Origin of the sequence: Collinsella sp. AF20-14LB, from assembly GCF_003459505.1 — a bacterium.
Taxonomy (GTDB): domain Bacteria; phylum Actinomycetota; class Coriobacteriia; order Coriobacteriales; family Coriobacteriaceae; genus Collinsella.
On sequence record NZ_QRWD01000012.1, the window covers coordinates 46,813 to 73,809 of the forward strand.

16 protein-coding genes are annotated in these 26,997 nt (G+C 60.3%); 3 read left to right on the top strand and 13 right to left on the bottom strand.

Annotation, left to right across the window (positions count from 1 at the left end):
* Positions 1–70 precede the first annotated feature (70 nt).
* Positions 71–2,635, top strand: a complete 2,565-nt coding sequence (rlmKL, locus tag DWX63_RS07300; RefSeq protein WP_117843262.1) for a bifunctional 23S rRNA (guanine(2069)-N(7))-methyltransferase RlmK/23S rRNA (guanine(2445)-N(2))-methyltransferase RlmL — start codon at positions 71–73, stop codon at positions 2,633–2,635.
* Between the two features lie 94 nt (positions 2,636–2,729).
* Here the strand turns inward: rlmKL and DWX63_RS07305 are convergent, their stop codons facing one another.
* The 4 genes from DWX63_RS07305 to DWX63_RS07320 form a co-directional block, all read right to left on the bottom strand.
* Entirely contained in the window at positions 2,730–3,443 is a 714-nt protein-coding gene (locus tag DWX63_RS07305; protein ID WP_197032188.1) for a response regulator, read from the bottom strand.
* A 4-nt stretch (positions 3,444–3,447) separates the two neighbouring features.
* Entirely contained in the window at positions 3,448–5,073 is a 1,626-nt protein-coding gene (locus DWX63_RS07310; RefSeq protein ID WP_117843263.1) for an ATP-binding protein, read from the bottom strand.
* Positions 5,074–5,209: 136 nt separating this feature from the next.
* Positions 5,210–7,237, bottom strand: a complete 2,028-nt coding sequence (locus DWX63_RS07315) for a KUP/HAK/KT family potassium transporter (protein ID WP_117843264.1) — start codon at positions 7,235–7,237, stop codon at positions 5,210–5,212.
* A gap of 166 nt (positions 7,238–7,403) precedes the next feature.
* Positions 7,404–8,273, bottom strand: a complete 870-nt coding sequence (locus DWX63_RS07320; protein WP_233514503.1) for a nitroreductase family protein — start codon at positions 8,271–8,273, stop codon at positions 7,404–7,406.
* Between the two features lie 213 nt (positions 8,274–8,486).
* On the opposite strand from DWX63_RS07320, the gene DWX63_RS07325 reads away from it, so the two are divergent.
* Positions 8,487–10,787, top strand: coding sequence for an LTA synthase family protein (locus DWX63_RS07325; RefSeq protein WP_117843265.1), 2,301 nt, complete (start codon positions 8,487–8,489; stop codon positions 10,785–10,787).
* A gap of 711 nt (positions 10,788–11,498) precedes the next feature.
* Here the strand turns inward: DWX63_RS07325 and DWX63_RS07330 are convergent.
* The 9 genes from DWX63_RS07330 to DWX63_RS07370 all read right to left on the bottom strand — a co-directional run bounded on the left by DWX63_RS07330 (position 11,499) and on the right by DWX63_RS07370 (position 25,500).
* Entirely contained in the window at positions 11,499–12,152 is a 654-nt protein-coding gene (locus tag DWX63_RS07330) for a hypothetical protein (RefSeq protein WP_158559638.1), read from the bottom strand.
* 47 nt (positions 12,153–12,199) lie between these two features.
* Complete coding sequence (locus DWX63_RS07335) at positions 12,200–12,781, bottom strand: hypothetical protein (RefSeq protein ID WP_117640426.1); 582 nt, start codon at positions 12,779–12,781, stop codon at positions 12,200–12,202.
* Position 12,782: 1 nt separating this feature from the next.
* On the bottom strand, positions 12,783–18,254 hold the full coding sequence (locus tag DWX63_RS07340) for a hypothetical protein (protein ID WP_117843267.1): 5,472 nt from the start codon (positions 18,252–18,254) through the stop codon (positions 12,783–12,785).
* A gap of 3 nt (positions 18,255–18,257) precedes the next feature.
* Positions 18,258–18,905, bottom strand: coding sequence for a hypothetical protein (locus DWX63_RS07345; protein ID WP_117766781.1), 648 nt, complete (start codon positions 18,903–18,905; stop codon positions 18,258–18,260).
* A gap of 97 nt (positions 18,906–19,002) precedes the next feature.
* Positions 19,003–19,689 carry a hypothetical protein gene (locus DWX63_RS07350; RefSeq protein WP_117655345.1) on the bottom strand — a complete coding sequence of 229 codons (687 nt, stop codon included), beginning with the start codon at positions 19,687–19,689 and terminating at the stop codon, positions 19,003–19,005.
* 70 nt (positions 19,690–19,759) lie between these two features.
* Positions 19,760–20,317, bottom strand: coding sequence for a signal peptidase I (locus DWX63_RS07355; RefSeq protein ID WP_370445876.1), 558 nt, complete (start codon positions 20,315–20,317; stop codon positions 19,760–19,762).
* Between the two features lie 803 nt (positions 20,318–21,120).
* Positions 21,121–21,660: a flavodoxin family protein BilS gene (gene bilS / locus DWX63_RS07360; protein WP_233514505.1), complete on the bottom strand. Its 540-nt coding sequence runs from the start codon at positions 21,658–21,660 to the stop codon at positions 21,121–21,123.
* Between the two features lie 123 nt (positions 21,661–21,783).
* Complete coding sequence (locus tag DWX63_RS07365) at positions 21,784–23,643, bottom strand: ABC transporter ATP-binding protein (RefSeq protein WP_117843268.1); 1,860 nt, start codon at positions 23,641–23,643, stop codon at positions 21,784–21,786.
* Complete coding sequence (locus DWX63_RS07370; protein WP_117843269.1) at positions 23,644–25,500, bottom strand: ABC transporter ATP-binding protein; 1,857 nt, start codon at positions 25,498–25,500, stop codon at positions 23,644–23,646. It lies immediately after the preceding gene.
* A gap of 363 nt (positions 25,501–25,863) precedes the next feature.
* On the opposite strand from DWX63_RS07370, the gene DWX63_RS07375 reads away from it, so the two are divergent.
* A complete protein-coding gene (locus DWX63_RS07375) occupies positions 25,864–26,700 on the top strand; it encodes a hypothetical protein (RefSeq protein WP_147336070.1) in 837 nt (278 codons plus the stop codon).
* The last annotated feature ends 297 nt before the right edge of the window (positions 26,701–26,997 follow it).

The window sequence follows — 26,997 nt, forward strand, 5'->3', positions numbered from 1 at the left end:
TTCCTTTCGAGGTCGATGGCAAACGAAGCATCCATCATATAATGGAGCGACGCAACCAGAGAGGTCACCCATGGAATTTTATGCAAGCTGCCCCGAGGGCTTTGAATCCGCACTCGCCGACGAGCTCAAGTGGCTCGGGCTTTCGCATGTCCGCCGCCTGAAGGGCCGCGCTACGTTTGAGGGCGAGCTCGAAGAAGGCTACCGCGCCTGTCTGTGGTCGCGCCTGGCCAGCCGCGTGTTTGTGGTGCTCGGACGCTTTGAGGCACAGGATGCCGACGAGCTGTACGATGCCGTTTACGACATTGCCTGGGAAAACATCGTCCGCTGCGGCGCCACCATTGCCATCACTGCCCGTGGTGTGACCGAGCAGCTGCGCAACACGCGCTTCTCTGCCCTGCGCGCCAAGGACGCATTGTGCGATCGCCTGGCCGAGACCACAGGCCGTCGCGCCGATGTCGATGCTGCCGACCCCGATGTCCACCTGCTGCTTTCGCTACGCCAGCGCCGTGCGAGCATAAGCCTGGACCTTTCGGGCGACCCGCTGTTCAAGCGCCTGCCGCCCGCCGCGACTCGCGCCGGCGAGGGCGCGCACGTGCTACGCCCCGACTACGCCGCCCTGGTGTTGGCGCAGGTCGGCTGGACCGCGCTGTGCGAGCGCGAGCTGACGGCCGACGACTACGAAAACGAGGCCCTACCTACGCTGATCGACGCCTCGTGCGCCGGCGGCGGCCTGCTGCTGGAGGCCGTGAACATTCTGACCGACCGCGCCCCGAGCGCCGCACGCGAGCGCTGGGGCTTTGAGGGCTGGCAGCTGCACGACGCCACTCTGTGGGAGCAGCTGCTCGCCGAGGCACGCGAGCGCGAGGCGGCGGCGCGCGAGCGCCAGGCGCGCATCGTTGCCGTAGACATCGACCCCGCCGCCCGCAAAACCGCCGAGTGCATGGTCAAGTGCGCCGGCTACAAGCGCTTTGTCGATTTTTGCGCCGCCAAATCTGCCACCGTACTGGACCACGCGGGCGCCGTCGCCGGTGCCGTCCTCGTCGCGGATACGACCGAGACACCGCTGTCGCTTATGCATGACGCCATGACGCTGGTCGGCGAGCTGCGCCGCGCGCCCGAGCTTGCTTCGGCACCGGTCGCCGCGCTCACCCGCGACGGCCTGCTGGCCCGCGCGCTCCATGCCGAGCCCGCGCGCTCCATTGCCGTCATGCCCAACAACGAAGAGGCGACTATCGAGGTTTGGCCCTCGCTCGACCACGCCGCCGCAGCGTTTGAAGCTGCGACCAGCGCGGATGCCGAGGAGCAGACCGCGGTCGCCGACGACGTCATCGGCGACGAAGCCCCCGCCATGCCCGAGCCCGCTGCCACGCTCGACCTGGGCGACGGCAAGCCGCTGCCCGTGCTCATCCCCGAGTCCGAGCAGTTCGCCAACCGCCTGCGCAAGAACGCACGCCTGCGCCGCAAGTGGGCCAAGCGCGAGGGCGTGAGCTGCTACCGCGTCTACGATGCCGACCTGCCCGATTACTCCGCCGCCATCGACCTGTACGAGGGCTGCCCGCAGACACCGGGCCGTTGGCTCGTCATCGCCGAATACGCCGCACCCAAGACCATCGACCCGGCGCTGGCCCAGGCCCGCATGCTCGATATCTTGGCCATCGCGCCGCGCATCCTGGATGTTCCGGCCGAGCACGTGCACGCCAAGGCACGCATGCGTTCGCGCGGCGGCTCGCAGTACGGCAAGCAGGGCGCCGGCAAGGGCGGCTCGGGCGAGCGCGCCAACATCGCGCGCCGTCGCCTGCCGCTCATCGAGGAAGGCGGTCTTACCTTTGCCGTCAACTTTGACGACTACCTGGACGTGGGCATCTTCTTGGACCACCGCGTCACGCGCGATCTGGTGCGCGAGCACGCCAAGCAGGCACGCCGCTTCCTCAACCTGTTCGCCTACACCGGCACCGCTACCTGCTATGCGGCCGACGGCGGCGTCGAGGAAACCGTGACGGTCGACCTCTCCAACACCTACCTGGACTGGGCCGAGCGCAACATGCGCCAGAACGGCTTTGTGGGTCCGCAGCATCACTTTGTGCGCGACGACGTGCTCGCCTGGATTCGCGACCAGCGCCAGACGCGCAACCGCTGGGACCTGATTTTTGTCGATCCGCCCACGTTCTCGAACTCGTCCAAGATGGGCCGCCGCACCTGGGATGTCCAGCGCGACCATGTTGAGCTGTTGGCCGGCGTATCGCGCCTGCTCGCACAGGGCGGCCATGCCATCTTTAGCTGCAACCTGCGAGGCTTCCGCCCCGAGACACGCAAGCTCGCACGCGCGGGCGTGGTGCTGGAGGACATTACGGCGCAGACCATCCCCGAGGACTTCGCACGCAACCAGAAGGTGCACCATTGCTATATCGTGCGCCGCCTGCCCATCGAGGACGCCATGGCCGAGGTCGGCTTTAGCGCCGAGGAAATTGCCGAGCGAACCGAGGAGCTGCGCAACCCCGAGGCCCGCAAGCCCCGTGCGGCAGTACCCGCGCACGCGCAGGCCGGCAACGGCAAGTCCAACTTTGCCGGCAAACCCTCCCCCGCCGGCAAGCCCAAAAAGAAGAAGTTCTACGCCAGCAAGCCTAAGGGCAGATAACAAAGTTGCGGTGGAATACGGACTGTTTTGCCTGGAATTAGGCAAATTTAGACCGTATTTCACCGCAACTCATATTGGGATGGTGGTTGGCGATCTAGCCTTGGGTGACCAGGCGATAGCCGATACCCACGTGCGTCTGGATATAGCGCGGGTGCGCGGGATCGGACTCGATCTTTTTGCGCAGCGTACCCATAAAGACGCGCAGGCTCGCCAGGTCGCTCTTGGTCGCCGTGCCCCAGATCTCGTGCAGGATAAATTGGTGCGTCAGCACCTTGTCGGCGTTGTGCGCCAGCAAGCAGAGCAACTTATACTCGATCGGCGTCAGATGCAGCTCCTCGCCATCCATCGTGGCGATGCCGGCATCAAAATCGATATGCAACTCGCCGGTATCGAACGAGCCCTCGGAGACAACACCGCCCGCCTGCGCATACGAAAGGCGCCTGAGCGTGGTGCGAATGCGCGCGAGCAGCTCCTCGACCGAAAACGGCTTAGTCAGGTAGTCATCGGCGCCGGCATCGAGCGCTCGGATCTTGTCCGCGTCCTCGCTGCGCGCCGAAACCACGATGATCGGCATGCCCGACCACGCGCGCACCGACTCCACCACCTTGACGCCGTCCATATCGGGCAGGCCCAGATCGAGCAGCACAATGCTCGGCGCCTGCGACGAAGCGGCGGCGATGGCGGCGTGGGCGGTCTCCACAGCCATATGGCGCAAACCGTGCGCCTCGAGCGCGGCGACGATAAGGTTGCGGACGGCGGGATCGTCCTCAACGACCAAGATGAGCGGTTTCACGGCAGAGTTCGGCACAGCGCTACTCCTTATCAAACGAAACGTCGGCGGCGGGAAGCTCAATCGTAAAGACCGAACCGTGCGGGTCCGCCGCGGTAACCTCTATGCTACCGCCATGTGCCAGCGCAATGGAGCGGCAGAGCGAAAGCCCCAAGCCCACACTGCGGCAGCTGTCGGCCAGGCCATGGTTGGCGGTGTAGAACGACTCAAAGATTCGCTCGCGGTCCTCGGGCGCAATGCCCGGGCCATCATCAGCAACCGAGCACGCCACGCATCCATCATGGACGCCAATCGAGATCACGATATGCGAGCCGGCGGGCGTATAGGTGATGGCGTTGTTCACCAGATTGACCACCAGCTGCACCATCAGGCGCGCGTCGACGTTGACGAGCGCCGGCTCATCGCACGCCACTACCTTAAGGTCATGCTCGCGCACAGCCGGATTTACGTGACGCAGCGCCTCCTCGACGATATCGTCCATGAGCTCGAGCGTGGTCGACAGGTGCATGCCGCCGCCCTCGAGCTTGGTAATGGCGAGCAGATTCTCGACAGTGGCGTTGAGCCATTGCGCGTCCGAGCGAATGGATAGGAGCATGCCGCGGCGTGTCTGGTCGTCGAGCACGGCCGTGCCGGTCGAGCCCTGGTCGAGCAACACGTCGGCATTACCCGAAATACTGGTAAGCGGCGTGCGCAGGTCGTGCGAGATGGAGCGCAGTAAGTTGGCACGCAGCTGTTCGTTTTTGGCGAGCACCGCCGCTTCCTCGCGAGCCTCCATGGCGCGGGCGCGATCGAGCGCCAGCTCGCCTTCGCTCACGATGGCATCGGCAAGCGTCCGCTCCTCGGGCGTCAGCGCATCGGGCTCGGCGACAATGGCGAACACCCCCACCACCGAGGCAGGATCGCCTGCGCGCACCATGGTATCGCCCGAGCGCACGGTCAGGTATATGCCGTAGAACGCCGAGGCGCCATAGGTGGCATCGAGCGGCGTTCCCACATAGGCGGACGCCGAGAGCCGCGGCGGCATCTGCGGCACCAGCTGGTGTACCGGCGCGGCATCGCCCACGGCCGTGTACGTCGTGCGCGGCAGCAGGTCATCGTTATCGACATCGGCGCTATACCACACGACCGGACAGTCCGAAAGACGCGCCAGCTGCGTTGCCATAGCGTGCACAATCTGTTGCTGATCGCCACACCGCTGCAGCATGCGGTTGGTCTCGAGCACCATCTGCGTGCGACGGTCGCTGGCGGCAGCCTGCGCCAAGGCGCGGCGCAGGGCCAGCGCGATTGAGCTCGACACGAGCGAGACCGCAAACATAATGAAGAACATGCCGGGATAGGCGCGGTCGATAAACGACAGCGCGTAGCGCGGGTCGACAAACAAGAAGTTGTAGAGCGCCACGGCGGCAGCCGAGCTCAGCAGGCAGTACAGGCGGCTCCAGGTAAAGAAAGCGCACAGCTGCACGGCGAACACATAGACGATCATGATGCTCGGCGCGAGCCCCGGATGGTCGAGCAGCGCGCCCACAATCGTCGCCGCGGCTAGCAGCCCCGCCGATACGCAGGCGTCATACAGAGGGCTGCGACGCGTCAGCGTTGTACGCCGCCACCAAAAGTTCTCGGCAATATCGCCGTCCGCACGGACGTCCATCAGCGCCCCGCCCCTCTCTCAAAAACAAAAACCACCACAAAGGGGACTGGCACCTTTGCGGTGGTGGCCTCCTTGTGGTGGTTTCAAGTGTATAGCCTTTGCAGCCTGCGGTCGCTAGACAAACAGCAGACGTCGACTACGGACGCTCGTCGGGAGCCAGGCGCTGCATCTTGCTCACGGCCTTAAACTTGGTGAACAGCGGCACGTACTCAAAGCTCACGTTGGAGTTCTCCAGGCCGTACCAGCGCGCAGGCGTGCCGGCGGCGCGGCGGATGATGTACTTGAGCGTGATGGCCGTACGCTCGCTGGGCTCCACGTCGCTTTCGGGCGCCAGCAGCTTGCGGATCATGACGAACTTAAACGTACCGATGTTGCCCGGGTCCTTGTAGACCGAGTAATCGTGCGTCTGCGCCGGCAGCTCGCCGCTGGCAGCCAGGTCCTGAACAACCTGGCGCAGGTAAGCATTGACGCGCTGGTTGATCTTATAGCCCAGGTACAGATGCACGCGGAATACGTAGTCGGTGCCGAACGTCTCGACCGAGTAGGCAAAGGTATGCGGCTCCTCCATGGTCTCGACATTCACGAACCACCAGGCGCGAGCGCGCTTGGGGTGCTTATCCAAAATCGAGTAGACGATATCGCGGTCGATATAGTCGGTGTTGGTGTCCTTGGTCAGGTACACGATGTTGTCGCTCATGAGCTCGTAGCGATCGTCGTCGCGCAGGCGTTTGAGCTGCGGCAGATAGCTGCGCAGCGGCAGCAGCGTAAACTGACGTTGCTCGACCGCCGTGCCGTTGTACCAGCACACCATAATGCCCATGATGAGTGCGGCCATAAGGATGGTGAAGTAGCCGCCGTGGAAGAACTTGGTGAGCGAGCTCACAAAGAAGAAACCCTCGAGCAAAAGGAAGAAGGCGGCAAAGATCCACGGCGCGACCTTGAGATTGCGCTCCACGTGCAGATAGAAGAAGAGCAGCATTGTCGTGCACATCATGGTCAGGGTAATGGCCAGGCCGTACGCGGCCTCCATGTGCGCCGAGTTCTGGAACAGCAGCACCACGACGACGCAGCCCACGAGCATGACGTTGTTGACCATGGGGATGTAGAGCTGGCCCTTGGTCTCGGCAGGATAGAAGACCTGCATATGCGGCATGAGGTCCAGGCGGCTGGCCTCGGACACCAGCGAGAATGCGCCGGTGATGAGCGCCTGCGAGGCGATGATGGCCGCGACGGTGGAAAGGCCGACGGCAAAGGGGCGCAGACCCGGGGCGAGCATCTGGTAGAAGGGGTTGAGGTCGGCGATACCCATGAGCTCCGGGTTGCCGGCGTTGTTGATAAGCCACGCGCCCTGGCCCATGTAGGACAGCAGCAGGCAGCACTTAACGAACGGCCAGGTGGCATAAATGTTGCCGCGACCCACATGGCCCATGTCGGAGTAGAGCGCCTCGGCACCGGTGGTGGCGAGGAAGCAGCTGCCCAGAATCATGATGCCCGCGTGGTTGTTGGGGCTCAGCAAAAAGGCGATGCCGCGCACCGGGTTGAGGCACAGCAGCACGGCGGGGTGCTGGAAGACAAAGAACAGACCCGTGCCGCCCAGGAACAGGAACCACAGCGTCATGATGGGGCCAAAGGCGTGACCGATCTTGGCCGTGCCGATGCGCTGCACCAAGAAGAGCGCAATGATGATGGCGAGCGTGATGGCGACAACGCGGCCCTGGTCATCCCCGAGCACGGCGTGGACCGCCGGAATGGTGCGCAGGCCCTCGATGGCCGTGGTAACGGTAACAGCCGGCGTCAGGATGCCGTCGGCGAGCAGCGCGGCGCCACCCAGCATGGCGGGGATGATAAGCCACTTGCCGCAACGCTTGACCAGGCTGTACAGGGCAAAGATACCGCCCTCGCCGTGGTTGTCGGCGCGCAGCGAGATCAGCACGTACTTGACGGTCGTCAGCAGCGTGACCGTCCACACGACAAGAGAGAGCGCGCCGAGCACGAACTCCTCCGTCACGCTTCCGATGCCGCCGTTGCCGGCAACGAGCGCCTTAGTTACATACATGGGGCTGGTGCCGATGTCGCCGTACACCACGCCCAGCGTGACGAGCATCGCCGAGATGCTCACAGGAATCGCAGCGTGCGAGGCTGCCTCCTTGGCCTTTTGTTCCATAAGCCGGTTTCCTCCCAACTTTAATGTTCGAAGGGATTATAGGCAATCGGCCCATGTTTTAATGCACTGTTTTCCCAGCTAAATAAACATTTATACGGCCTTTAGGCCACCTCGGCGATATGGAATGTGACAAAGGGACTGTCCCTTTGTCACATCACCGCATTCGTTACTTGCCGAGCCAGTTTTTGAACCACCACTCCATGGAGCGGCTCATCTCGGCCATAAAGGGGCTCGTGTGCTTGCGGGTGTAGATATCCACGACGCGCTCCCCCACCTCGCGGGCATGCGGACGGAACATCGCGTCCATCTCGGCCACCTGCGCGTCCATGGTCGCGGCATCCGCACGGCAGTAGCGTTCCTCGTGCACCAGGTTCACTACGGGATGCGCAATGGCCGGGCGCTCCTTACGGGGCGTGCCGATGATGAGCATCGACAGCGGCATGGTATAGGGCGGCAAGTCCAGCAGCGCGGCGACTTCCTCGGCGTTCTCGACGATATCACCGATGTAGCAGCTCCCCAGCCCCAAGGCCTCGGCGGCAACCACGGCGTTTTGCGCAGCGATCACGGCGTCCTGGGCCGCGATGGCAAAGTCGCCCAGGCCCGGCGCACGACGGGGCGACTTGCCCGTGCGCTCGACAAACTCGGGCTCAAAGCAACCCACATGCTCAAACAGATCGATCCACTTGGCATAGTCGACTACAAATATGAGTGCCCAGGGCGCCTTGGCGATCATGGGCTGATGATCGCACAGGTCGGCCAGGCGGTCCAATGTGGCCTGCTCACGAATGCTCACGATGGAATACATCATCATGGCGCCTGCCGACGGCGCACGGCTCGCCGCATGCAGAATCGCCGCCCGCTGTTCGTCGGTCACCGCCACGGGACGATCGCTGTCATCGCGCGCAAAAGCGCGCGTGGAGGAACGGTGCTCCAACGTGTCCAGCACCGCACTGCCCGTGGTCTCGACCGGATAGCCGCACGTATCGATCGCCGCTCCATCGCCGCCCATGTCCGCCTTGCAAACCTGCTCGTTCATCGCCTCATCCTCGCTAATTCTTTAAGAAGCCTTTACGTTTCCGTGTAATTCCCGTCCATTATCGCGCAGGTCGCCGCTACATTGCGCAACACCGCCACGCACGCGCGTTATTATGGCTGGTTGTTGTGCGCAGTCACCAAATGCGGCGCATATCTTGGTAACAATCGGGTAAACCCCCGCTTTCGTAGGTTTTAGTTTGTGAGGAGTCTCAGCATGTTCGCTGCCGCCATCTCGCTCGTCGGTCTTGCGGCGACCGTCTACCTTGTCTTGCGCGAGGCCAAGGCCATTCGCGCTCAGTCGGGCACCGTTGCCAAAAGCGCTCTTGGGTGGAGCGTCGCCTTCGGCCTGTTCCAGCTCTTTTTGATCATTTGGGGTGCCATTGGCCTCGTCGCCCAAAACGAGCCGCTCGCCTTTGTGATGCTCATCCTGACCAACGCCATCCTCACCGGCTGCGCTTGGGCCAGCATCGCCCGCGACCGCATCGCCCCGCGCGTCTTTGCGTTCGCCGAGCCCGACGCCCCCGCCCCCACCGGCAAGCTCGCTCGCCTGCGCGGCGCCTTTGTGGGCAAACCGCTCGTCGCCGCCGTCCTGTGCCTGCTGCTCGCCGGCGTCTTTGCGCTGCTGGGCATGGAGGTCTCGTCCAACCACGACTTTACCTGGGTCTACCCCCTGTGTATCCTGCTCGAGTGGGCCATCATCACCACGCTCATGGCCGGCTTGTTCTTCCTGTTCCAGCGCCACGGCGCAGCCCCCGCCGTCCTGGCCTTTGCCCTCTTTATCCTGGGCATTGCCGAGTTCTTCGTCATCACGTTTAAATCCATGCCCATCCAGCCGGGCGACCTTTCGGCCATCTCCACCGCCGCCGCGGTCGCCGGCAACGGCTACACCTTCTCCATCTCGCTGTTCTGCGTGCTGTCCATGGGCTTTACCGCCATCGCCATGCTGCTGTGCGAGTACGCCGGCCTGGTGGCACCGCACCGCCAGAAGGGCGCCGCCAACGCCAAGCGCATGCTGCTCACCAACCTGCTCGTGGCGGTGCTATGCCTGGGCGGCGTGACCGCGCATGTCACGCTCATCGACTACTACAACACCCTCGGCATCACCGTCTACACCTGGCGTCCGCTCGAGAGCTACTGGCGCGAGGGCTACCTGCCTGCCTTTATTAGTGCGGCGCAGTCCATCAAGCCGCCCAAACCCGCCGACTACTCCGTCGACGATGCCAAGGCCACGCTCAAAAAGTACGCCAAGGCCTACGACAAGTCCGATGCCGCCAAGAGTGACGAGCGCACCGCCGCAAAGGAGCAATTCGACAGCGAGAAGCCCACGGTCATCGCCATCATGAACGAGACCTTCTCGGATCTGTCGATCTACCAGAACATGCGCGCCGGCTACGAGGGTCCGCAGTACTTTAAGAGCCTGTCCAACTGCCTCAGCCGCGGCAAGCTCTACGTGAGCGCCTACGGCGGCGGTACCGCCAATACCGAGTTTGAGTTTATGACCGGCAACTCCATGGCCAACCTGGGCTCGGGCGTGTACCCCTACACCATCTACAACATGGAAACGACTGGGAACCTGGCAGAGCAGTTCAAGTCGCTCGGATATTCCACCACGGCCATGCACCCCAACCACGCAACCAACTGGAACCGCGAGAACGTCTACAAGGACTTTGGCTTTGACCAGTTCCTGTCCATCAACGACTTCCAGGGTGCCGATACCCTGCGCGGCATGGTGACCGACCAGGCAACCTACGACAAGATTCTTGAGCTGCTCGACCAGAACGCCGACCCGCAGTTTATCTTCGATGTGACCATGCAGAACCACTCGGGCTACGACACGGGCCTGCTGCCGGTCGACAAGCAGATGCACCTGAACATCGACACGACCGACCTGGACGCCAAGACCGTCGAGGACGGCACGCTCTCCGATGTCGATGAATATGTCTCGTGCATCGAACAGTCCGACCAGGCGCTGCGCTACTTCCTCAACGCCCTGAGCAAGCTCGACCGCAAGGTAGTCGTGGTGTTCTGGGGCGACCACCAGCCGTTCTTCCCGTCCAAGTTCAATGACAAGTGGTTTACCGGCGAGGACGACGCCACCCACCAGGAGCGTTTGTGGCAGACCGACTACATCATCTGGGCCAACTACGACGTTGCCGGCTGCGACCAGACGAGCGAGGTCGACGACCTGTCCACCAACTACCTGTCCACCCAGCTGATGCAACTGATCGGCGCACCGCTGACCGACTACCAGAAAGCGCACATGACGCTGCGCGAGTCGCTGCCCGCCATCAACTCCGTGGGCTACGAGGACGCCAGCCTGCGCTGGGCGCTCTCCTCCAACGTCACCGGTGACGACGCCGCTGCCGCAGCCGCCACCAAGGCGCGCGAGGATTACGCCAAGATGCAGTACTACGAGATGTTCCGCGACGGCAAGAACGTGTATACCGAGCACTTCCAGACCGAGGCCAACGAGACCGACCCCAACCTGGCGCCGGGTACGACCAAGATCAAATAGCGACTAGCTGCGAGTTCATAACTGAAACGTCTGTCCGGGCGGAGGCATATAAGGTTCCCTGCTCGGACAGTCCTGCGCAAGACGGAGGCCACATTAAGTGGCCTCCTTTGCGTGCGGAACTCGCGATGAACCTTATATGCCTCCGCCCGGACAGACGCCTTGTTGTTGGAGCACGGCTTGTCATGGGGGTATCCGCTGAACATATATAAGTTGAAGGCCACATTAAGTGGCCTTCTTTGTATTCGGAAAGTGTGTCCCGGAATCTGCCTTCGGAATGGGACGCAGTTTCCGCTTGAGGGCCTGTTGGGAAAGCGCATCCCACTTCAAGAGTAAATTCCGGGTCGCACTTTCCGCTAAGGCTCTCAACCGGAAAGTGCATCCCATTCCAAGCCTTAATTCCGGGACATAGTTTCCGGACAAGACATCAACCGGAAAGTGGGGACCACTCTGAGCGCCGATTCTGGGACACACTTTCCGAAACACCGCCCATCCGGAAAGCCCGTCCCGCTCTGAATACATCCGGGCATGGAATATCCGCTTATTAGGCCTTCCGTCAATAAAGGGGCGCCCTCCCGAGCGGCGGGCTCGAAGTTCATCGCGAGTTCCGCACGCAAAGAAGGCCACTTAATGTGGCCTTCGTCTTGCGCAGGACTGTAGAGCAGGGAACTTCGTGCCCGCCGCCCGGGAGGGCGTTGCGTTTAGAAGATGAACCTAGCGCTTATCCCTCCGGGACAAAAGAAGTGCGGCTATAAATGCGATGATTGCAAGTGTCAGCAACACCAAAAGCAACGTGAGCGTGTTGTCGCCCGTTGCCGCCAGACCAAGCAAGCCGAGCTTCTTGCTGTCAGCAGACTGCACGGGAATCTTCTCGCCATCGTCCTCGGCGGTAATCTCCCAGCGAATGGTCTTGTTTGCGTCGGCAACCTCGTTGCCCACCGATGTCGGAACGTTTAGCTGCAAATTAAGCACCGTGCTGCCATCGCTCGTAAACGTGGCGATTTGCGTGGGATAAGCGAACGCGCTGCCCGGTGTTCCTGTCTGGAGCCAACCTGCAGAGCCATCGCCCGCCGACGCCGTTAGGGTAATGGGCGACAGCAGGCGTGCCGTCTCGTGATCGACAACGGCACGCACAAACACGCGCACCTGGGACTTTACGCCCGTGGCACGAATCTCTATCTGCTGATCACGCACATCGCCAGGCATCAGATCTTTAAAGGCCAAAAACAGATCGGGCTCCCCCGAGGAGTCCGTCGCCCCCGAGACCGTCAGCTGACGCGCATTTCCGTCATAGGCAATCGCGGGAGTATCGGCAAACGCACGGGCGGGAACAGCGAGCGCGACCACGCAGAAAATGGCCGCGACCATGCAACGCAAGGAGCGCGCAACACCTTTACGAATCGGGAACGCCATACTTACGCACCTCCATGCGGCGGCACCAGCACGTCATTCTCGACCGAGCAACCCCATGCGTCGTGCACGGCCTCATCGGGCGTCGCCTGGACCGCCTGAGTGGAGATATCCACGACAAGATTGCGACCTTCGGTTGCCTTGAGCTCGGTAACCCTATTAATGAGCACGCCGGTTTCCGCGCCGGGAGCGACGGGCGACGTCCAGTAATAGAACCCGTCGCTCGCCTTAACCCAGTTATAAGCCGAGTTCGCGCCCGAGGCATCAGCCACGCTCCACGCAATCTCGTAATCCGCCTCACCCTTCGGCTCCTCCTTCGGCTCATCCCACAGGCGTGCGCCATCCTGGTCCTGCCAGTAGATATCCACTGCAGCACGAATATAGGCGGGCGCGGTACCCGTGTTCTTCGCCTTGACATCGCTTTTCACTTTGCCGTTGAGCGTTTCCTGAACCGATGGCGTCACCGACCCGATGCCGAACTGGTTGACCAGCACGCCCGTAACCGAAAGCCAGGCCAACGTGCCTGCCGTACCGGCCAGGAGGATAACCCCCACCAGCAAGGCGATGATGCGCTTGCGCTTGGACATGCTAATCCTCCTTCTTTGCTACGTTGCCGTTGCTCCAAACGTTATGGGCACGCTTGCTGCCGTCGATCCATTTGTCGTTCACACGCGTGTTCGTGCAGGTGAACGTGGCATCGTTCGCGCTCGATGCAGCGGAGATAGTCGCCTGCGCCTTATCGCCCGGCTGCTTGCCAGGGACGCCGATTTTGTTGCTGTAGCGCCATGCCCACGCTGAGTCCTCCTCGACGGTGTAGATACCCGCCGGGACCGCAAGCTCGATAGCGCCGGAGTACCAGGCGGAACCGTCCTTCAGCTGCGCATCCGATGACACCGTTACCTCAACCGTACGCTCCTCCAAGGCGTTGCCGTCCATGCCGGCCCGGGAAACCTTGAAGCGGAACGTCTTGCCCTTCGCCCAGTTATCCTGGGTTTGCTTGACGATCTTGAGCGTATGCGTAGCGGCGAAATCGAACACCGCATTGCCATCGCTCTGAGTGCCGTCGCCCGTGAGCTTGTAGTCCAAACGATTCGTCAGCTCAAACGAGCCCTCGCCTGAACCCGAACTGTAAAGCGAGACATACTTCCCGTTGACAGGCGCAGGAGTCTGGCCAGGAAGACCATAGCCCACGCGGTCAACGTGCACCGTCAGTTGCGTGCCCATGAAGGGCTTTGCAAAGCAAGCCTTGAACGGCGCCTTATCGCTCTTGTCATCTATCGTGTTCGCGGCATTGGGATCAAGCAACCACTTGAGCTGCCCGGTCACATTCTTAGGGCTCGCATCGTCCGATGTGTCGTTAGCGACGACCCTATACGTCACCGGATACAAATCCATGTTGGCTGTAACCGGTTTACCCTTGAAGTCGCTCCACGCCACAGCTTTGTCGCCATTAACCCACTGCCACTCCAAGAACAACTCCTTCAAGCTGCTATCCGCTCGCTCGCCCAGGAATGCGACGATTGCGGAGTAGGCTTCGGGATCGTAGGCCACTTCCTTTGGCTCCATGACGGGTTCACCCTTGTCGTCATAGACCGGGTTGCCGTTCTCGTACATCTTGGGCACCTTAACTGTCTGAACAAAGCCGGCATTGCCATCCTGGCCACGCAGAACACTCGTATCGTTCGGGTCTACCGTAGCGGTGTAGATGACGTTGCCTTCGGTGTCGTGATAGCGCACTTTAAGCGGCGTCTTCTTGTACACCGCAGTGTAGGTCACGCTCTCAAAGGGCTCGCTGCCCTCGAGGGGATACTTCTCATCGTCAGTCATCAGGGTGTACTGCCCGTCATTGACATAATCGCGCGACCAGCCGACAAAGTCGTACTTGGTGCCGTCAATGCCCACAACCTCCTTGACAGCCTTGACCTCAAGAGAGATCTGGTCGCCGGAATCAGTACGGCCGAGACCGCGGACAAGAGCAGGATTCGCGAGATTTAAGTCGATGTTCGATTGAACGGTAACCAGGCTGGGACGGTAGACCGGGTACAGCTCCATGGGGGCCCTGACCACGGTAGAAGCACTCACCATGCGGATACCCTCCGACCAAGCGACATAGCCCTTGACAGGTGCCGGCTTGGCTTCCGTCCAGCCCACGAAGGCGTTGAACGCACCTCCTGTATCCCTATCGATAGCGCTGACGTCATAAGTGGGCTTCGGGATGCCGCCATCAAGGTTGCCGAGCATATCGCCTTGCTGAGCAACTTTGCCGTCAACATCTTTGGCATTGAGATGGTACACGACCGCCAACGGCGAATAGTACGCCACAAATGTATAGGCCCCGCCGGGTTCCACCTGATGGGAATACGAGTTATCGCCGTTAGGTTCGATCTCTTCAACTTCGCCATTCGGAAGCTCGATCTCAACCTTCTGCAACTTATACAGCTCACCGCCTGCTTTATAAACCGGAGTCGTGACGTCAGGGGTCACCGTTGCCGTAGCAGGGTCGGTGCCCGCGTTGATAACGGGATCGATGTCGTACCTAGGCACATTGACCTTGTCCGTGCCCTTAAAACCGGCGCGATACAGGTTGGTGGTGTACCTAACATCGTACTTCGCGTACACCGGATAGGCATCCTGCCACTGGGTGACCTTAAAATCTGGTTTCACCAGATACGGTTCGGCCTTATCCGGGTCAGAAGTGGTGAAGGAATCGCCGGCGACGTCGTAGATATAGTTCCAGACGGCAGAATCCTTCTGGACCTCGGCAGTCGAAATCCAGCCCAAGAACTTATAACCCGGCACCGCCATCTCCGCATCGGTCGGAGAAGACTCAAGGGTCAAGGGGCTTTCATAAGAACCAGTTAGCCCGTCCTGCGGCTTTCCTTTTGCCTCAACCGAGGTGTTCACATGCGGGTAGTAATACGTGAACGTCGGATCCGCCCCGTTCACCTTGGCCTGCAGCAAGTTACTCTCATAGCGCCGCGTGGCAGTCCTCACGACATTATCGCCCTTGTTGTAGAAATTAACGTCCGTGGTAATCATCGCGCGAACGTAGTACTTCTTATCTGTACGCACCATGCTCTCGATGGGATTTTTCACATATGTCCAATATTCACCATCGCGCTCAAGCGTCCAGAAATTCAGGCGATAGCGATCATTCACCGGTTTGACCGTTACGTTCAGCGAAGCCGAAGTCCAAGTATCGCTTAGCGTTGCAGCGCCTGGAAAATCGGTATCGGCATAGAGGTTTTTTAGAGTATCGGCTCCCGTATCGTTTTTAACGTTGTGCGAGTACGCGTTAAGGGGACTCACGACAAGGGTTTCCTTCGTGAAGCGCGTGCCACACGTTTCATAACTATCCTTTATACCGTGGTCAACATGCTCCGGGCCCCAGTGGACGACGTTTTCACGCACGAAGGTACTACCGACGTTTTCCTCAAAGGGCGTTTGATAGCGATTCCAAACGGAACAAAGTAGCTTGCTGTCCGTAAACTCATGGTTGGTATAAGCCCGAACGTAATAATCCACTCGGTACTCAAAGCGGGCGATGTAGGTATGCGGCGCGGTTAAATCGACATCGGCGGGGAGCGTATAGCTGGGGTCGCGGCTTACGCGCACCTCGAGCGGGGCATCCTCGGTTCCCTTGTTTTCATACCAACCCAGGAAACGATAGCCGTCGGGCAGCTGGCCCTCCTCGGATATAGCTTTACCGGATACGTCGAGCACCTGTACGGTATACGCGCTTGTGCCATCTTCTGCAGTCTCAACCTTAACGTCAGTTTTGCCCACACCGTCGCGCCGAGTCTGATCGTCGGTTGCATCCTGCTCATTGCCCTCAAACACCGTCATGATGTTCGACACATAGTCGGTGTACACCGGATAAAAATCGGTAGGGCCAAGCACAGTGATCTCGGTGCCGGCAGGATAGAACGCACCGGCGTTTTTTAACTCGGCAAGCTCAGGCGAGGTGATGGCCGCGTAACCGCCATGCATCCCGGCCTCGCCACTCGGCTGCGTCGTCCAACCGATAAAGGTGGCGCTGGCAGAAAGAGTGCCGCGGTCCGCAGGGGCAGCCGGCGTTAAACCGACGCCATAGCGGTACCAGTCCGTCGACTTGTCGTGCTCCTCGCCGCTCTGCCACGCGAGCGTCTCGCCCTTGACGTTATAGAACAGTACCTGCGCCTCGTACGAAGCAATAAACAGGTCGTTGCCCTTAAAGGCCTCGGCCCCCTTCGCGTTATCGGCGGTATAGCTCGACGTTATCTCGTGCGCTTCGTTCTTCTGGACCTGCTTGCCAGCCTTAACGGCATCGGCATCGGTCTTGCCGTTAAACCAGGCGTTATCGGCATCGATACGGTTCACATTGACTCCGGGCTCACGGAACCAGCCCATAAAGCGGTAGCCGCCGTTGGCCTCGGTCAAACCCTCTGGCTTTGCGGAGGTATCCTGCTTAAACGTTACCGATGTATCGCCCTGGGCCAGGCCTTGGGCCGTTCCCGCCAGCACGGCGCTCACGGCAAAGGCGTACGGATCCGAGGTCGCCTGGTCTTTGCCAAGTTTGGTCTTCTCGATTGTCGCGGTGCCCGCACCGGGAAAATCGATCGTCGCCTTAACGCTCTGGCCATGCACAGGAATATTCAGCTTGTAATCCATCGCCCACTCATTGAAGTGCGAGCCACCCAAGGCCCCGTTGTTAGCAGTCGAGCGCTTGGTGCCGGCACAAAAGTCGTAGTCGTGCTCTTCCCACAGCTCGCGCGTGGTGTAGCGCTCGTCATCCCATGGACCATAGCCATCACCCTTGGTGGTGTCATCGCCGCCAAACGAGGGGATTTTCTTTTTGGCAGGGTTGCCCTGGCTGTTGCCAGAAAGGCTCACGCTCGGCTTAAAGTAGCACTCGGTGACCGTGGCATCATCCTTGTTGGCACGCGCGGCAATTCCGCCCAGGTTCACATCGTTTTGAATGATGGGGATCACGGCGATGGGATTGTACTGACGCGAGCTCAAGTCACCCGCAAAATGGCTTCGAACGAGCTCGTTGCCCTTTTCGGTTAGAATACGACCCGCCAAGCCACCCGTCCACGCGCGCGTCACGGCGACGACGCCCACGTACGACGCGGCATAGCTGTAGCACTGCGCCGTCGAGAAGCAGTCGATAATCTTGGCCTCGCCCGCCATGCAGCCCACAAAACCCGAGGCGTACACGTTGTTGCCGCCCAGGGCGCCAATGGCCACGTCGTACTTATTGGTGACGTCGGTCATGCCCTTCTCGGCAATCGAGCCGTCGTCCTTACGCGTCGGCGTCACGCGACAGTACTCGATAGTCGAGTTCTTAACGTAGCCGGCAAACGCCGCCATATACAGACCCTCACCGCCGAGCGCCTGCACGCCCGAGGTCGTATTGTTGACGGCACGGCCGCCACGGACCTCGCAGTTGTAGAGGGTGCAGCCGTCGAGCTCGCCGGCGATGAGACCGCCCTCAAAGCCTGCGTTGGTAATGAGGTTGAGAGCATTGTTGGCGCAGGTCACGTGCAGCGTGCTCTCCATGACCATAACGTTTTCGAAACGCGTTTTGACGGCCTTGCCCACGATAATGCCACCGCGGAAGTCCGCCCACACGTTGGCGTCCTTGACCAGGAAGTTTTTGATGGTGGCGCCGTTGGTCTCGGCAAAAAATCCCGTATCGCGCTCGGGGTCAAAAGCGTCTTTATCGTAGTTCAGGCCCTCAACGGCGTGGTTTTGACCATCGAACACGCCCTTAAACGGATGCTCCTTGTTGCCAAACGACAGATGCTTAACGGTGTCTGCAACGATGGTTTTCATGTCGTCGCTGTCGAGCTCAATGTCGTTATCGAGATAAACGTGCCAGCCGGACGTATCGCGCTCGCGCGACAGCGCCACACACGACAAAAAGTCAGCCTCGTTTTTGATGTGGAATTCGATTTTGGCCTCGGGCACATCCTCGGCATGCACCACCGTTGGCAGCGCCATAACGCAGCAAAGGGCAATCGCTGCGACGGCAACCAGCCTGCTAAGCATACCCCGGTTCATATTCTTGATCTTCATAGGCTAGTTCGCCTCCGGCCAACCCACAACGTCAAGTACGTCGAGGGCGGTATCGCTTGTCTGCTGGTTTTTGGCCTGCACGGCCTGAACATCGATATCGAGCTTGAATGAGCCGCCGCGCGCGGCATCGTGGTAGTCGCCCACAAATCGCAGCGAGTCCATAAGGCTTTCCGTCATGGCGCCGGGGTCGAGCATGCCGCCACGCCCGGCCAATCCACGGTAGTAGTACCACCCATCGCCGCCGTCGATCCACGGGGACCCCTCGCCCGCGTCCACATGAAACGCAACGTTGCCCGAGGCATCCGCGCACGAGCCGTCGGGTGCCACTGACTTCATGCGCAGGCGCGCGCGAACGTACTCAGGCTGCGAGCCGACGTTCTCCACGCGCACAATGCGGCTGATGTCAGAACCCCCGGCTTTGGTGTCGGGATAGTCCCCGTGCTCGTTGGGCTCAAACGGAATCTCCTCGCCCTGCTCGTTTAGGGTGTATTCGCAGACTCGTACCTTCACGCTGCCAAACGATAGAACGTTGTTCGCCGGAACCATATCAACAGTAAAAGCCAGCGTGCCGCACAGGCACGCCAGGGCCAACAGCGCCATCGCGGCAAGCGCCAAGGTGCGTTTCTGATTGTCGGAAAGATTATTGAGCATTACGTTCGCCAGTCGTCGATAAAAAGGGGGACCGAGATCCCGACCCGAAAATGGGGATGGGGAGCGGGCCGGGATCTCGGTAGAGGGGGTGGGATTACTACAGGTCCTTAGCCCAATTCTTGGCAGCAGCCAAAGCAGACGCAGACGAACCCTCAGCGGTATTGTCTGCCGCGTAAATGAAGCAGTTGACATCCATCGTGGCAGAATTGGCGAAATCCTTTTGCTCGGTGTCCTTGGGCGTAGTCACCTGGCTGAACAGCTCGCCAGTCCACTTATCCTCATTCTTGCTGGCAATAAGCGGGGTAGCCTCGGTTCCTTCGCCAACATAAACGAAAAGGCCACCGAGATAATGAGTCGGCTCGCCCTCAACGGCGGTCGCATCAACGGCCTTCCAGCCAGAGTTAATGGTGAAGTAAGTCGTCTTGGAATGATCGGCCCCGGCAGACGCCGTCTTGTTGTTCACGAAGACGTACACATATGCATCCTCGGATCCCTTGCCGATACCGACATTAGGATTCTTGGGTACAGACACGCCAGGGGCGAGCTTAGAGTCCTTAACCCATTTGGTCTCGGTCAGGTTGCCGTTGACCTTATTGTTATCATCCGGAAGCGGCTGATTCGGATGGTCGGGATCGGTAGTGGGCTTGTTGATGCCCGCAGTGGTGAAGTTGTTGGTCAGGCTCGACTGCGCCGTCAGCCAGGCGTAGGTACCCACGCCGGCAGCCAGCACCAACAGCAGCAGGGCGGCAATGATGCCGTAGCGCTTTTTCTTCTTGTTTTCCATCGTTCTCTTCCTTTCGAGAATCGTCTTCCCCGGCAACGGCCCCTACCGCCGCCGACGTTTTTCCCTGCCGCTATGAACGCCGCTCCCTCGCATGCACGCGGGTATGCTTGCCCGCAGGCTCGTCGGGAACCATCCGATCGAGCACTATCGACGCCGTGATCAGCAGCGCCAGAACGGCCACCACAACAAGCAAACCGGGCATCGTCGTGCAATATGCGTTAACGAAGCCCAGGTAAGGGACACAAAAAGAAACAGTGCCGATAACACTCGAAAAAGGCGTGTGCTCGGCATCGTGCATGATGCTTCCGTCTGCATTTTTGTTCGCAATTCCCTGCGTGCCGATCATCTGCGCCACAGGGTCGATCTGATACACCTGGTGCGTCACCACGGCGCCGTCCGATCGGTAAAAGGTTGCATTGTCGCCCACGGCAATATCCGTTGGCTCAACCTGGCGGACAAACACCATGGAGCCAACGGGAAGCTCGGGTTCCATAGAGCCCGAAAGCACAGCAAAGGGCGTGTATCCAAATGCGCGAGGCACAAAAGAAACAACGGCAAGGGCTATGACAAGCGCGAACGCCAAGCTACTCAAAAGCGTAATAAATCGTTTGAGTCTACGCGCCGTCAAAGTGATAATTCATCCCCCTTGAGGACCTATTCGACCCATCCAAAGGTCAGCAAGTTTCAACAGGAACCGCAAGGCGCTTGAAAAGTGAGTTCGAAATAAGCCAATTTGGAATCTTTTCCTAATAAAAACATAGCGATGTGCTACATATTTTTCAATGTTTTATCGCTAAATGCTACTTATTTTGGCGTAAGTGGTCATTTATCCCCAAATTAGTCTGTTTTATCCAATACTTACGACTAACCCCCTACGCAACTTCCCCATAGAAGGTTCGTTTTTTGCGAAACTAAAATAATGGTACCCCCCCCCCACATTAAAACAAACTACTGGAAGTGTCATTTATTTCCGACCCCCCTTTGCCGGAGTTTTATGACAGCCCCATGTAGTTCGCAGCCCATAATCCTCTGAGAACCGTGTCCCAGAATTCGCTTGCGAAATGGGATGCGGTTTCCGCTTGTGGCCCCGTTGGGAAACCACATCCCACTCCGATCGCAAATTCCGGATCGCACTTTCCGCCAAGACCCTCAACCGGAAACGGCATCCCATTTCTCGGCCGAAAACTGGGATGCGGTTTCCACAGAGCCCCTCAACGGGAAACCGCATCCCATTCCAAAGGCAAATTCCGGGACGCAGCTTCCGCAACCCCACCCATCCGGAAATCCCATCCCACTCCGCACACATCCGGGCATAGAACAATCAGCTTATTAGGCCTTCCATCAATAAAGGGGCGCCCTCGTGTCACGAAAAAAGCCTCGAGAATCTCGAGGCTTTCACGTTTGTGTTATCTCGAGCGCGAGGCGACACGCCTACTCGCCCAGCACGGCCTTTTTGGCGGCTGCGGTCATGTTGTCCAGGTCCTCCTTGGTGGGGTGATCCTTTGCGGCAACCCAGTTGTCGAGCAGCATCTTAAATCGGGCGTTTTCGGGATCTTGCTCGAGCATGGCCTCGTAGCGCTGCTTAACCGCGGGACCCATCTTGCCCTGGCACATCGCCCAGCCCGCAAGCTCGGCATCCTCGGCCAGATTGGAAGTTACGCGGTCGACAATCTGCTGGTAATAGCTCTGGTCGGCCCCAAAGCCGCAGGTGCCAAACAGGAACACGCGCTTGCCGTGCAAGGCGGAGAGCAACGCCGCCACCGAGGGCGTGCAGGCACCCTTGTCGCACCAAAAACCGACAAGCACCGTATCGGCAGCGCAGGCACCCTCTGCCTCGTGCGCGACCTGCTCCGGATCTGCATCATCGCTCAGCGCGGCGGCATGGATAAACTCGACGCCTGCAGCCTGCAGGGCGCGCTTGATCGCCCCCGAAACCATCCTGGTATTACCGCTCTTGCTGTTAACCACCATAGAGCATGTCATAGTCACGTTGCCTCGTTTCCCCCGAAACTCGAGCCATTAATGCAATTTGTTAAAAGCATATCTTAGTACTAACGACGCAGATGTAAACCATCTGCCGCTAATCGGCAGCCCCTACTGGGCAAACTGGCTGCGGTAGAGCTCGGCGTAGAAGCCGCCTGCCGCTAGCAACTCGTCGTGCGTGCCGCGCTCGATAATCTGGCCGTCGCGCATAACCAGAATGCAGTCGGCATTGCGGATCGTCGACAGGCGGTGCGCCACCACAAAGCTCGTGCGGCCAGCCATGAGCTCGTCGAATGCCGCCTGCACCTGCAGCTCGGTACGCGTATCGATGCTCGACGTTGCCTCGTCCAGCAGCAGAATCGCCGGATCGGTGAGCATGACGCGCGCGATGCACAGCAGTTGTTTTTGACCCTGGCTAAACGTGCCGCCGTCCTCGCCGATTACCGTATCGTAGCCGCCTGGCAGCTGCACGATAAACTTGTGCGCGTGCGCGCGCTTGGCCGCCTCGATAACCTGCTCGCGCGTGGCATCTGGGCAACCGTAAGCGATGTTTTCCGCCACCGTGCCCTCGAACAGCCAGGTGTCCTGCAGCACCATGCCAAAGGCGCGACGCAGGCTCGAGCGCGTGTAGTCGCGCGACGAACGCCCGTCTACCGAGATGCGGCCGGCATCGATATCGTAAAAACGCAGCAGCAGGTTGATGAGCGTCGTCTTGCCGCAGCCCGTAGGACCGACCAGGGCAAAGCGCATGCCGGGCTTGGCATCGATGCAGATATCCTGCAGCAGTTTGCGGTCGGGCACGTAGCTAAAGTCCACATGCTCAAAGGCGACCTCGCCCTTCGGGGCGGCGAGCTCTACGGCGTCCGACGCGTCGGGCTCCTGCTCGCGCGCATCGAGCAGCGCAAACATGCGGCGCGCCGAGGCGTACGCGGTCTGAATTTGCGTAATGACGTTGGTGACCTCGTTGAACGGCTTGGTGTACTGGTTGGCATAGGACAGGAAAATCTGCACGCCGCCCACCGTGAGCGCCGCGGGCACGCCCGTGATCACGCCCACGCAGCCGATCACAGCGACCACGGCATAGATGATGTTGTTGATAAAGCGCGTGCCGGGGTTGGAGAGCGAACCCATAAACTGCGCGCGCTCACCTGCCGTATAAAGCTCGGCGTTGAGGGCATCGAAGCGCTGCTGAGCGTGCGGGCCGTAGGCAAACGCGTCCACGAGCTTTTGCTCGCCCACATACTCCTCGATGTGGCCACCAAGTTGGCCTTGGATGCGTTGCTGGGCCGTAAAGCTCTTGTTGGAGAGCTTGGCGATGGCGCCGGCCGCAAAGATGGAAAGCGGCGTGACGAGCACCACCACAAGCGTCATGGTCAGATTGATGGAGAGCATAAACGCAAGCGTGCCCACGATGGTAATAACGCCGGTAAAGAGCTGCGTAAAGCCCTGCAGCAGGCCGTCGCCCACTTGGTCGACATCGTTGACCACGCGGCTCATAAGGTCGCCGTGGGCATGGCTGTCGATAAAGCTGAGCGGCATGCGGCTGAGCTTGTCGCTCGCCTCCACGCGCATGTCGCGCACCGTCTCGTAGGACAGGCGGTTGACGCAATAGCCCTGCAGCCACTGGAAAGCCGCAGCCCCCACCACGACGAGCGCGAGCTTGGTGACAAGCGGCAGCAGTGTATCGAAGTCCACCTGCCCGGTGGCGACGATAAGGTCGATGCCCTCGCCAATGAGGATGGGCGTGTAGAGCTGCAGGATTACCGAGACGGCGGCGCTCACAAACGACGCCGTAAACGAAATGCGATGCGGACGGACGTAGCCCAGCAGGCGGCGAGTTACCGCGCCCACGGGGTAGCGCTCGGGGTCGCCGGGCTGACGCGGGCCGTCACCCAAGTCGTTGAGGTTATCGTTGCCGGACACGTTGGCCGTCATCGTGGCGACCGAACCGGAAGAAGTATACGGATTCATTTAGCAGCCCTCCTTTGCGCGGGCGAAGGCAGTCGGGGCGGGAGCGTTGCTTGGCGTGGGCGCGGGCGCCGCACTCCCCTGCTGGCCCTCGAGTTCCTCGCGGCGCAGCTGCGACTGGCAAATCTCGCGATAGAGCTGGCAGCTTGCATACAACTCGTCATGCGTGCCCAGGCCCGCAACCGAGCCATGGTCGAGTACGCAGATCATGTCGGCATCGCGCACGGTCGAGACGCGCTGGCTCACGATGACGGTCGTCAGCGGCAGCCCGCCCTCGGCGGCACCGCGCACGCTGCGCTCGCGAATGGCGTGGCGAAGCGCCGCGTCAGTCTTAAAGTCGAGCGCCGAGGCGGAATCGTCCATGATCAGGACCTGTGGCGAGCCCACCAGGGCGCGCGCGATGGTCAGGCGCTGGCGCTGGCCACCGCTAAAGTTCTTGCCGCCCGCCTCGACCGGGGCATCGAGCCCCTGCGGCTTGTTGCGCACGAACTCGCTCGCCTGCGCCATGTCGAGCGCCGCCCAGAGCTCCTCGTCGGTTGCCGCCTCGTCGCGCCAGGTCAGGTTGCTGCGGATGGTGCCGCTCACGAGCGACGCGCGCTGCGGAACGGTCGCGACCACATGGCGCAGCTGGTCGAGCGGCCAGGTGCGCACGTCGGCGCCCATCACGCTCACGCTGCCGGTGCCCGCATCGTACAGGCGCGGGATAAGCGAGACGAGCGTGGACTTGCCGCTGCCCGTGCCGCCGATGATACCGAGCGTCTTGCCCAGCGGCAGCTCCAGCGTCACATCGTTGACGGCGTTGGCAGCGCCGGCGCCAAAGGAGAAGCTCGCATGGCTCAAGCTCAGCGCGGGAACTGGAGCGACATTGCCCGGCTTGGGCAGTGTGACCGGCTCGTTGTCCTCGTCGGTGATGCTCGGCACGCAATTGAGCACCTCGTTGATACGCGACGCACTGGCGCTCGCCTTGGTAAAGACCACGACCAGGTTGGCAACGTACACGATGGAGGTCAGGGTCTGCGTCATGTAGTTCACAAACGCCATGACCTGACCCTGCGTGAGCTCGCCCACGTTGACCTGGATGCCGCCCACCCACAGGATGGCGCACACGCCCAGGTTCATCATCAAAAACGTGACGGGGTTGAGAATCGACGAGAGCTTGCCCACCGCGATGGCAGTATTGGCCTGGTCATCGGCGGCCTGGGCAAAGCGCTCGCGCTCGTGATCTTCGCGCACAAACGCACGGACCACGCGAGCGCCCGAAAGGCCTTCGCGGCAGATAAGCGCGATGCGGTCGAGCTTTGCCTGTAGCTGCTTGTAGTACGGAATGCAGCGCGCCATGACAACCCAGAACACCAGGCCGATGGCAGGCGTGCAAATCAAAAAGATGATACCGAGCTTAAGGTCGATGGCAAGGGCCGCAATCATGGAGCCCACCGCCAGGAAAGGCCAGCGGATGAGCATACGCACGCCCAGCGCCACGGCGAGCTGCACCTGGTTGACGTCGTTGGTAATGCGCGTGATAAGCGACGGCGTGCCAAAGCGGTCGAGTTCGGCATAGCTCAGCTTGTTGATGTGCTTGTAGAGCGCGCCGCGAATGTCGGTGCCCATGCCCTGCGATGTCAGCGCCGCCATCTTTTGGCAGACGAGCGTAAACGAGATGCCGATCACGGCCATGGCGGCAAGCACCATGCCGTAGTGGACGACGGCGTCCACGTCGTGCGAGCCAATGCCCTTATCGATCATCTGGGCAATCACCAGCGGCGTCAGCAGGTCAAAGATCACTTCGATCAACTTGCACGCAGGGCCGATCACCATATACCGGCGAAACTTACCACCAAAACGCCTGAGCAGCTCAATCATAAAAAGGCGCTCCCTATCATCATTCACGCTCAATTCGAACCATGATAGTACGGTGAGCCCATAATTGCGTAAGCAGCTCGTCATTTCTAATGGGATTCGGTTTCCAGAGAAGGGTTTCCAGAGAAGCGGAGAGGCACGCGCACACCCAGCCAGTGTCGGGTCAACTAGCTTGGTATACTTACATTAGTGCTACCAAGTTAGTCGCCGACCCTTGAAATGAGGTGCCGAGATGAACGACATTCTCGCAAGAAGAGCAAGACGAGCAACTGTGGGCATCGCCCTTTCCGCGGCGCTTGTCGCGGGAATCGCCCCCCCGTAACGGCGATCGCGGCAGAAACCAGTTCCCCCACCGGTGCAGTTGCCTTGCAGACGGAAGATGCGACCGCCGCAAAAGAAAAAGCGTATGCAGCCATGCAGGAAGCGCTCAAAAACCTCGAGGTCGCAAAAGACGCCGCAAGTCCTGAGAAAATTGCGGTAATCGATGATGACATTGCCGCTTTTCAAGAGATCTACGACATGGTGGTGACGGAAGCCGCCAAACGGAGGGAACGCCTTCCCGCCATGCAAGCGAACGTCGGTGCAGCCCAAGCCAAATACGATGAGGCCCACTACCGGACAAGCGGCCTTCAGACAGAATTAAATAAGGCAATCGACGACGGAGCTTCTAACGAAACTATTAAGCAGTTGCGAAGTGAGATCATGTCGGCAGAAAGGCGAAAAAAATCTTGTGAAGATGATCTTCACCACTGCCAACGCCGGCTCGAAAGCCAGGAAAAACAGGTTCAGTATTTCGAAAGTGAGGCAGAGGAAGCCAAAGCCCACATCGATGAGGACGTAGCCAAGCGAGATGCGCTCCTTAGCGATTTGGAAAAGGCGCAAGCGGCCTATGACGACGCCTGCAAGGCATACGAAGAGGCAAAGGCCGCGGCGGACAAGACCGCCTCGCCCGAGATAACGCAACCGACCGAGACGACGCCTCCCTCCAACTCGACGCAACCGACCGAGACGACGCAGCCCACCGGCTCGCCCGCGACCGGCAAATACGCTCCATCGAGCTCCACCAAGCAAGCAGATACGACCGCCGGCAAGCTCGCAAACACGGGCGACACAGCACCGAGCGCAATCGCACTCGTAGCAGTCGCCGCCGCAGGCCTCGGAATAACCGCCACTGCCACACGCCGCATCAAGAACTCAAAATAGCTGCCAGCGGTTATTGTCTTCGCCAATCCACAAGCCCAGAGACAAAAAGAGGTCCGTTTCCCCACCTAGGGAAACGGACCTCTTTAACTGCAAAAATTCAAACAACAGCACCGCCGCCTCTTAAACTACGTAGCCATCAATGCCCAGACAACGCCAGCGAGCAGCAAAAGGCACGGGATTAAATTATTCAGATAAATGTGACCCTTCAGGCGGTTTTGGTCGGCTACCCGCGAGTGCCGGCAGGGCGCTTGGTAGTCGAGCGATCCCGCAGGCGAAGCCGAGGACCAGCGAGACACC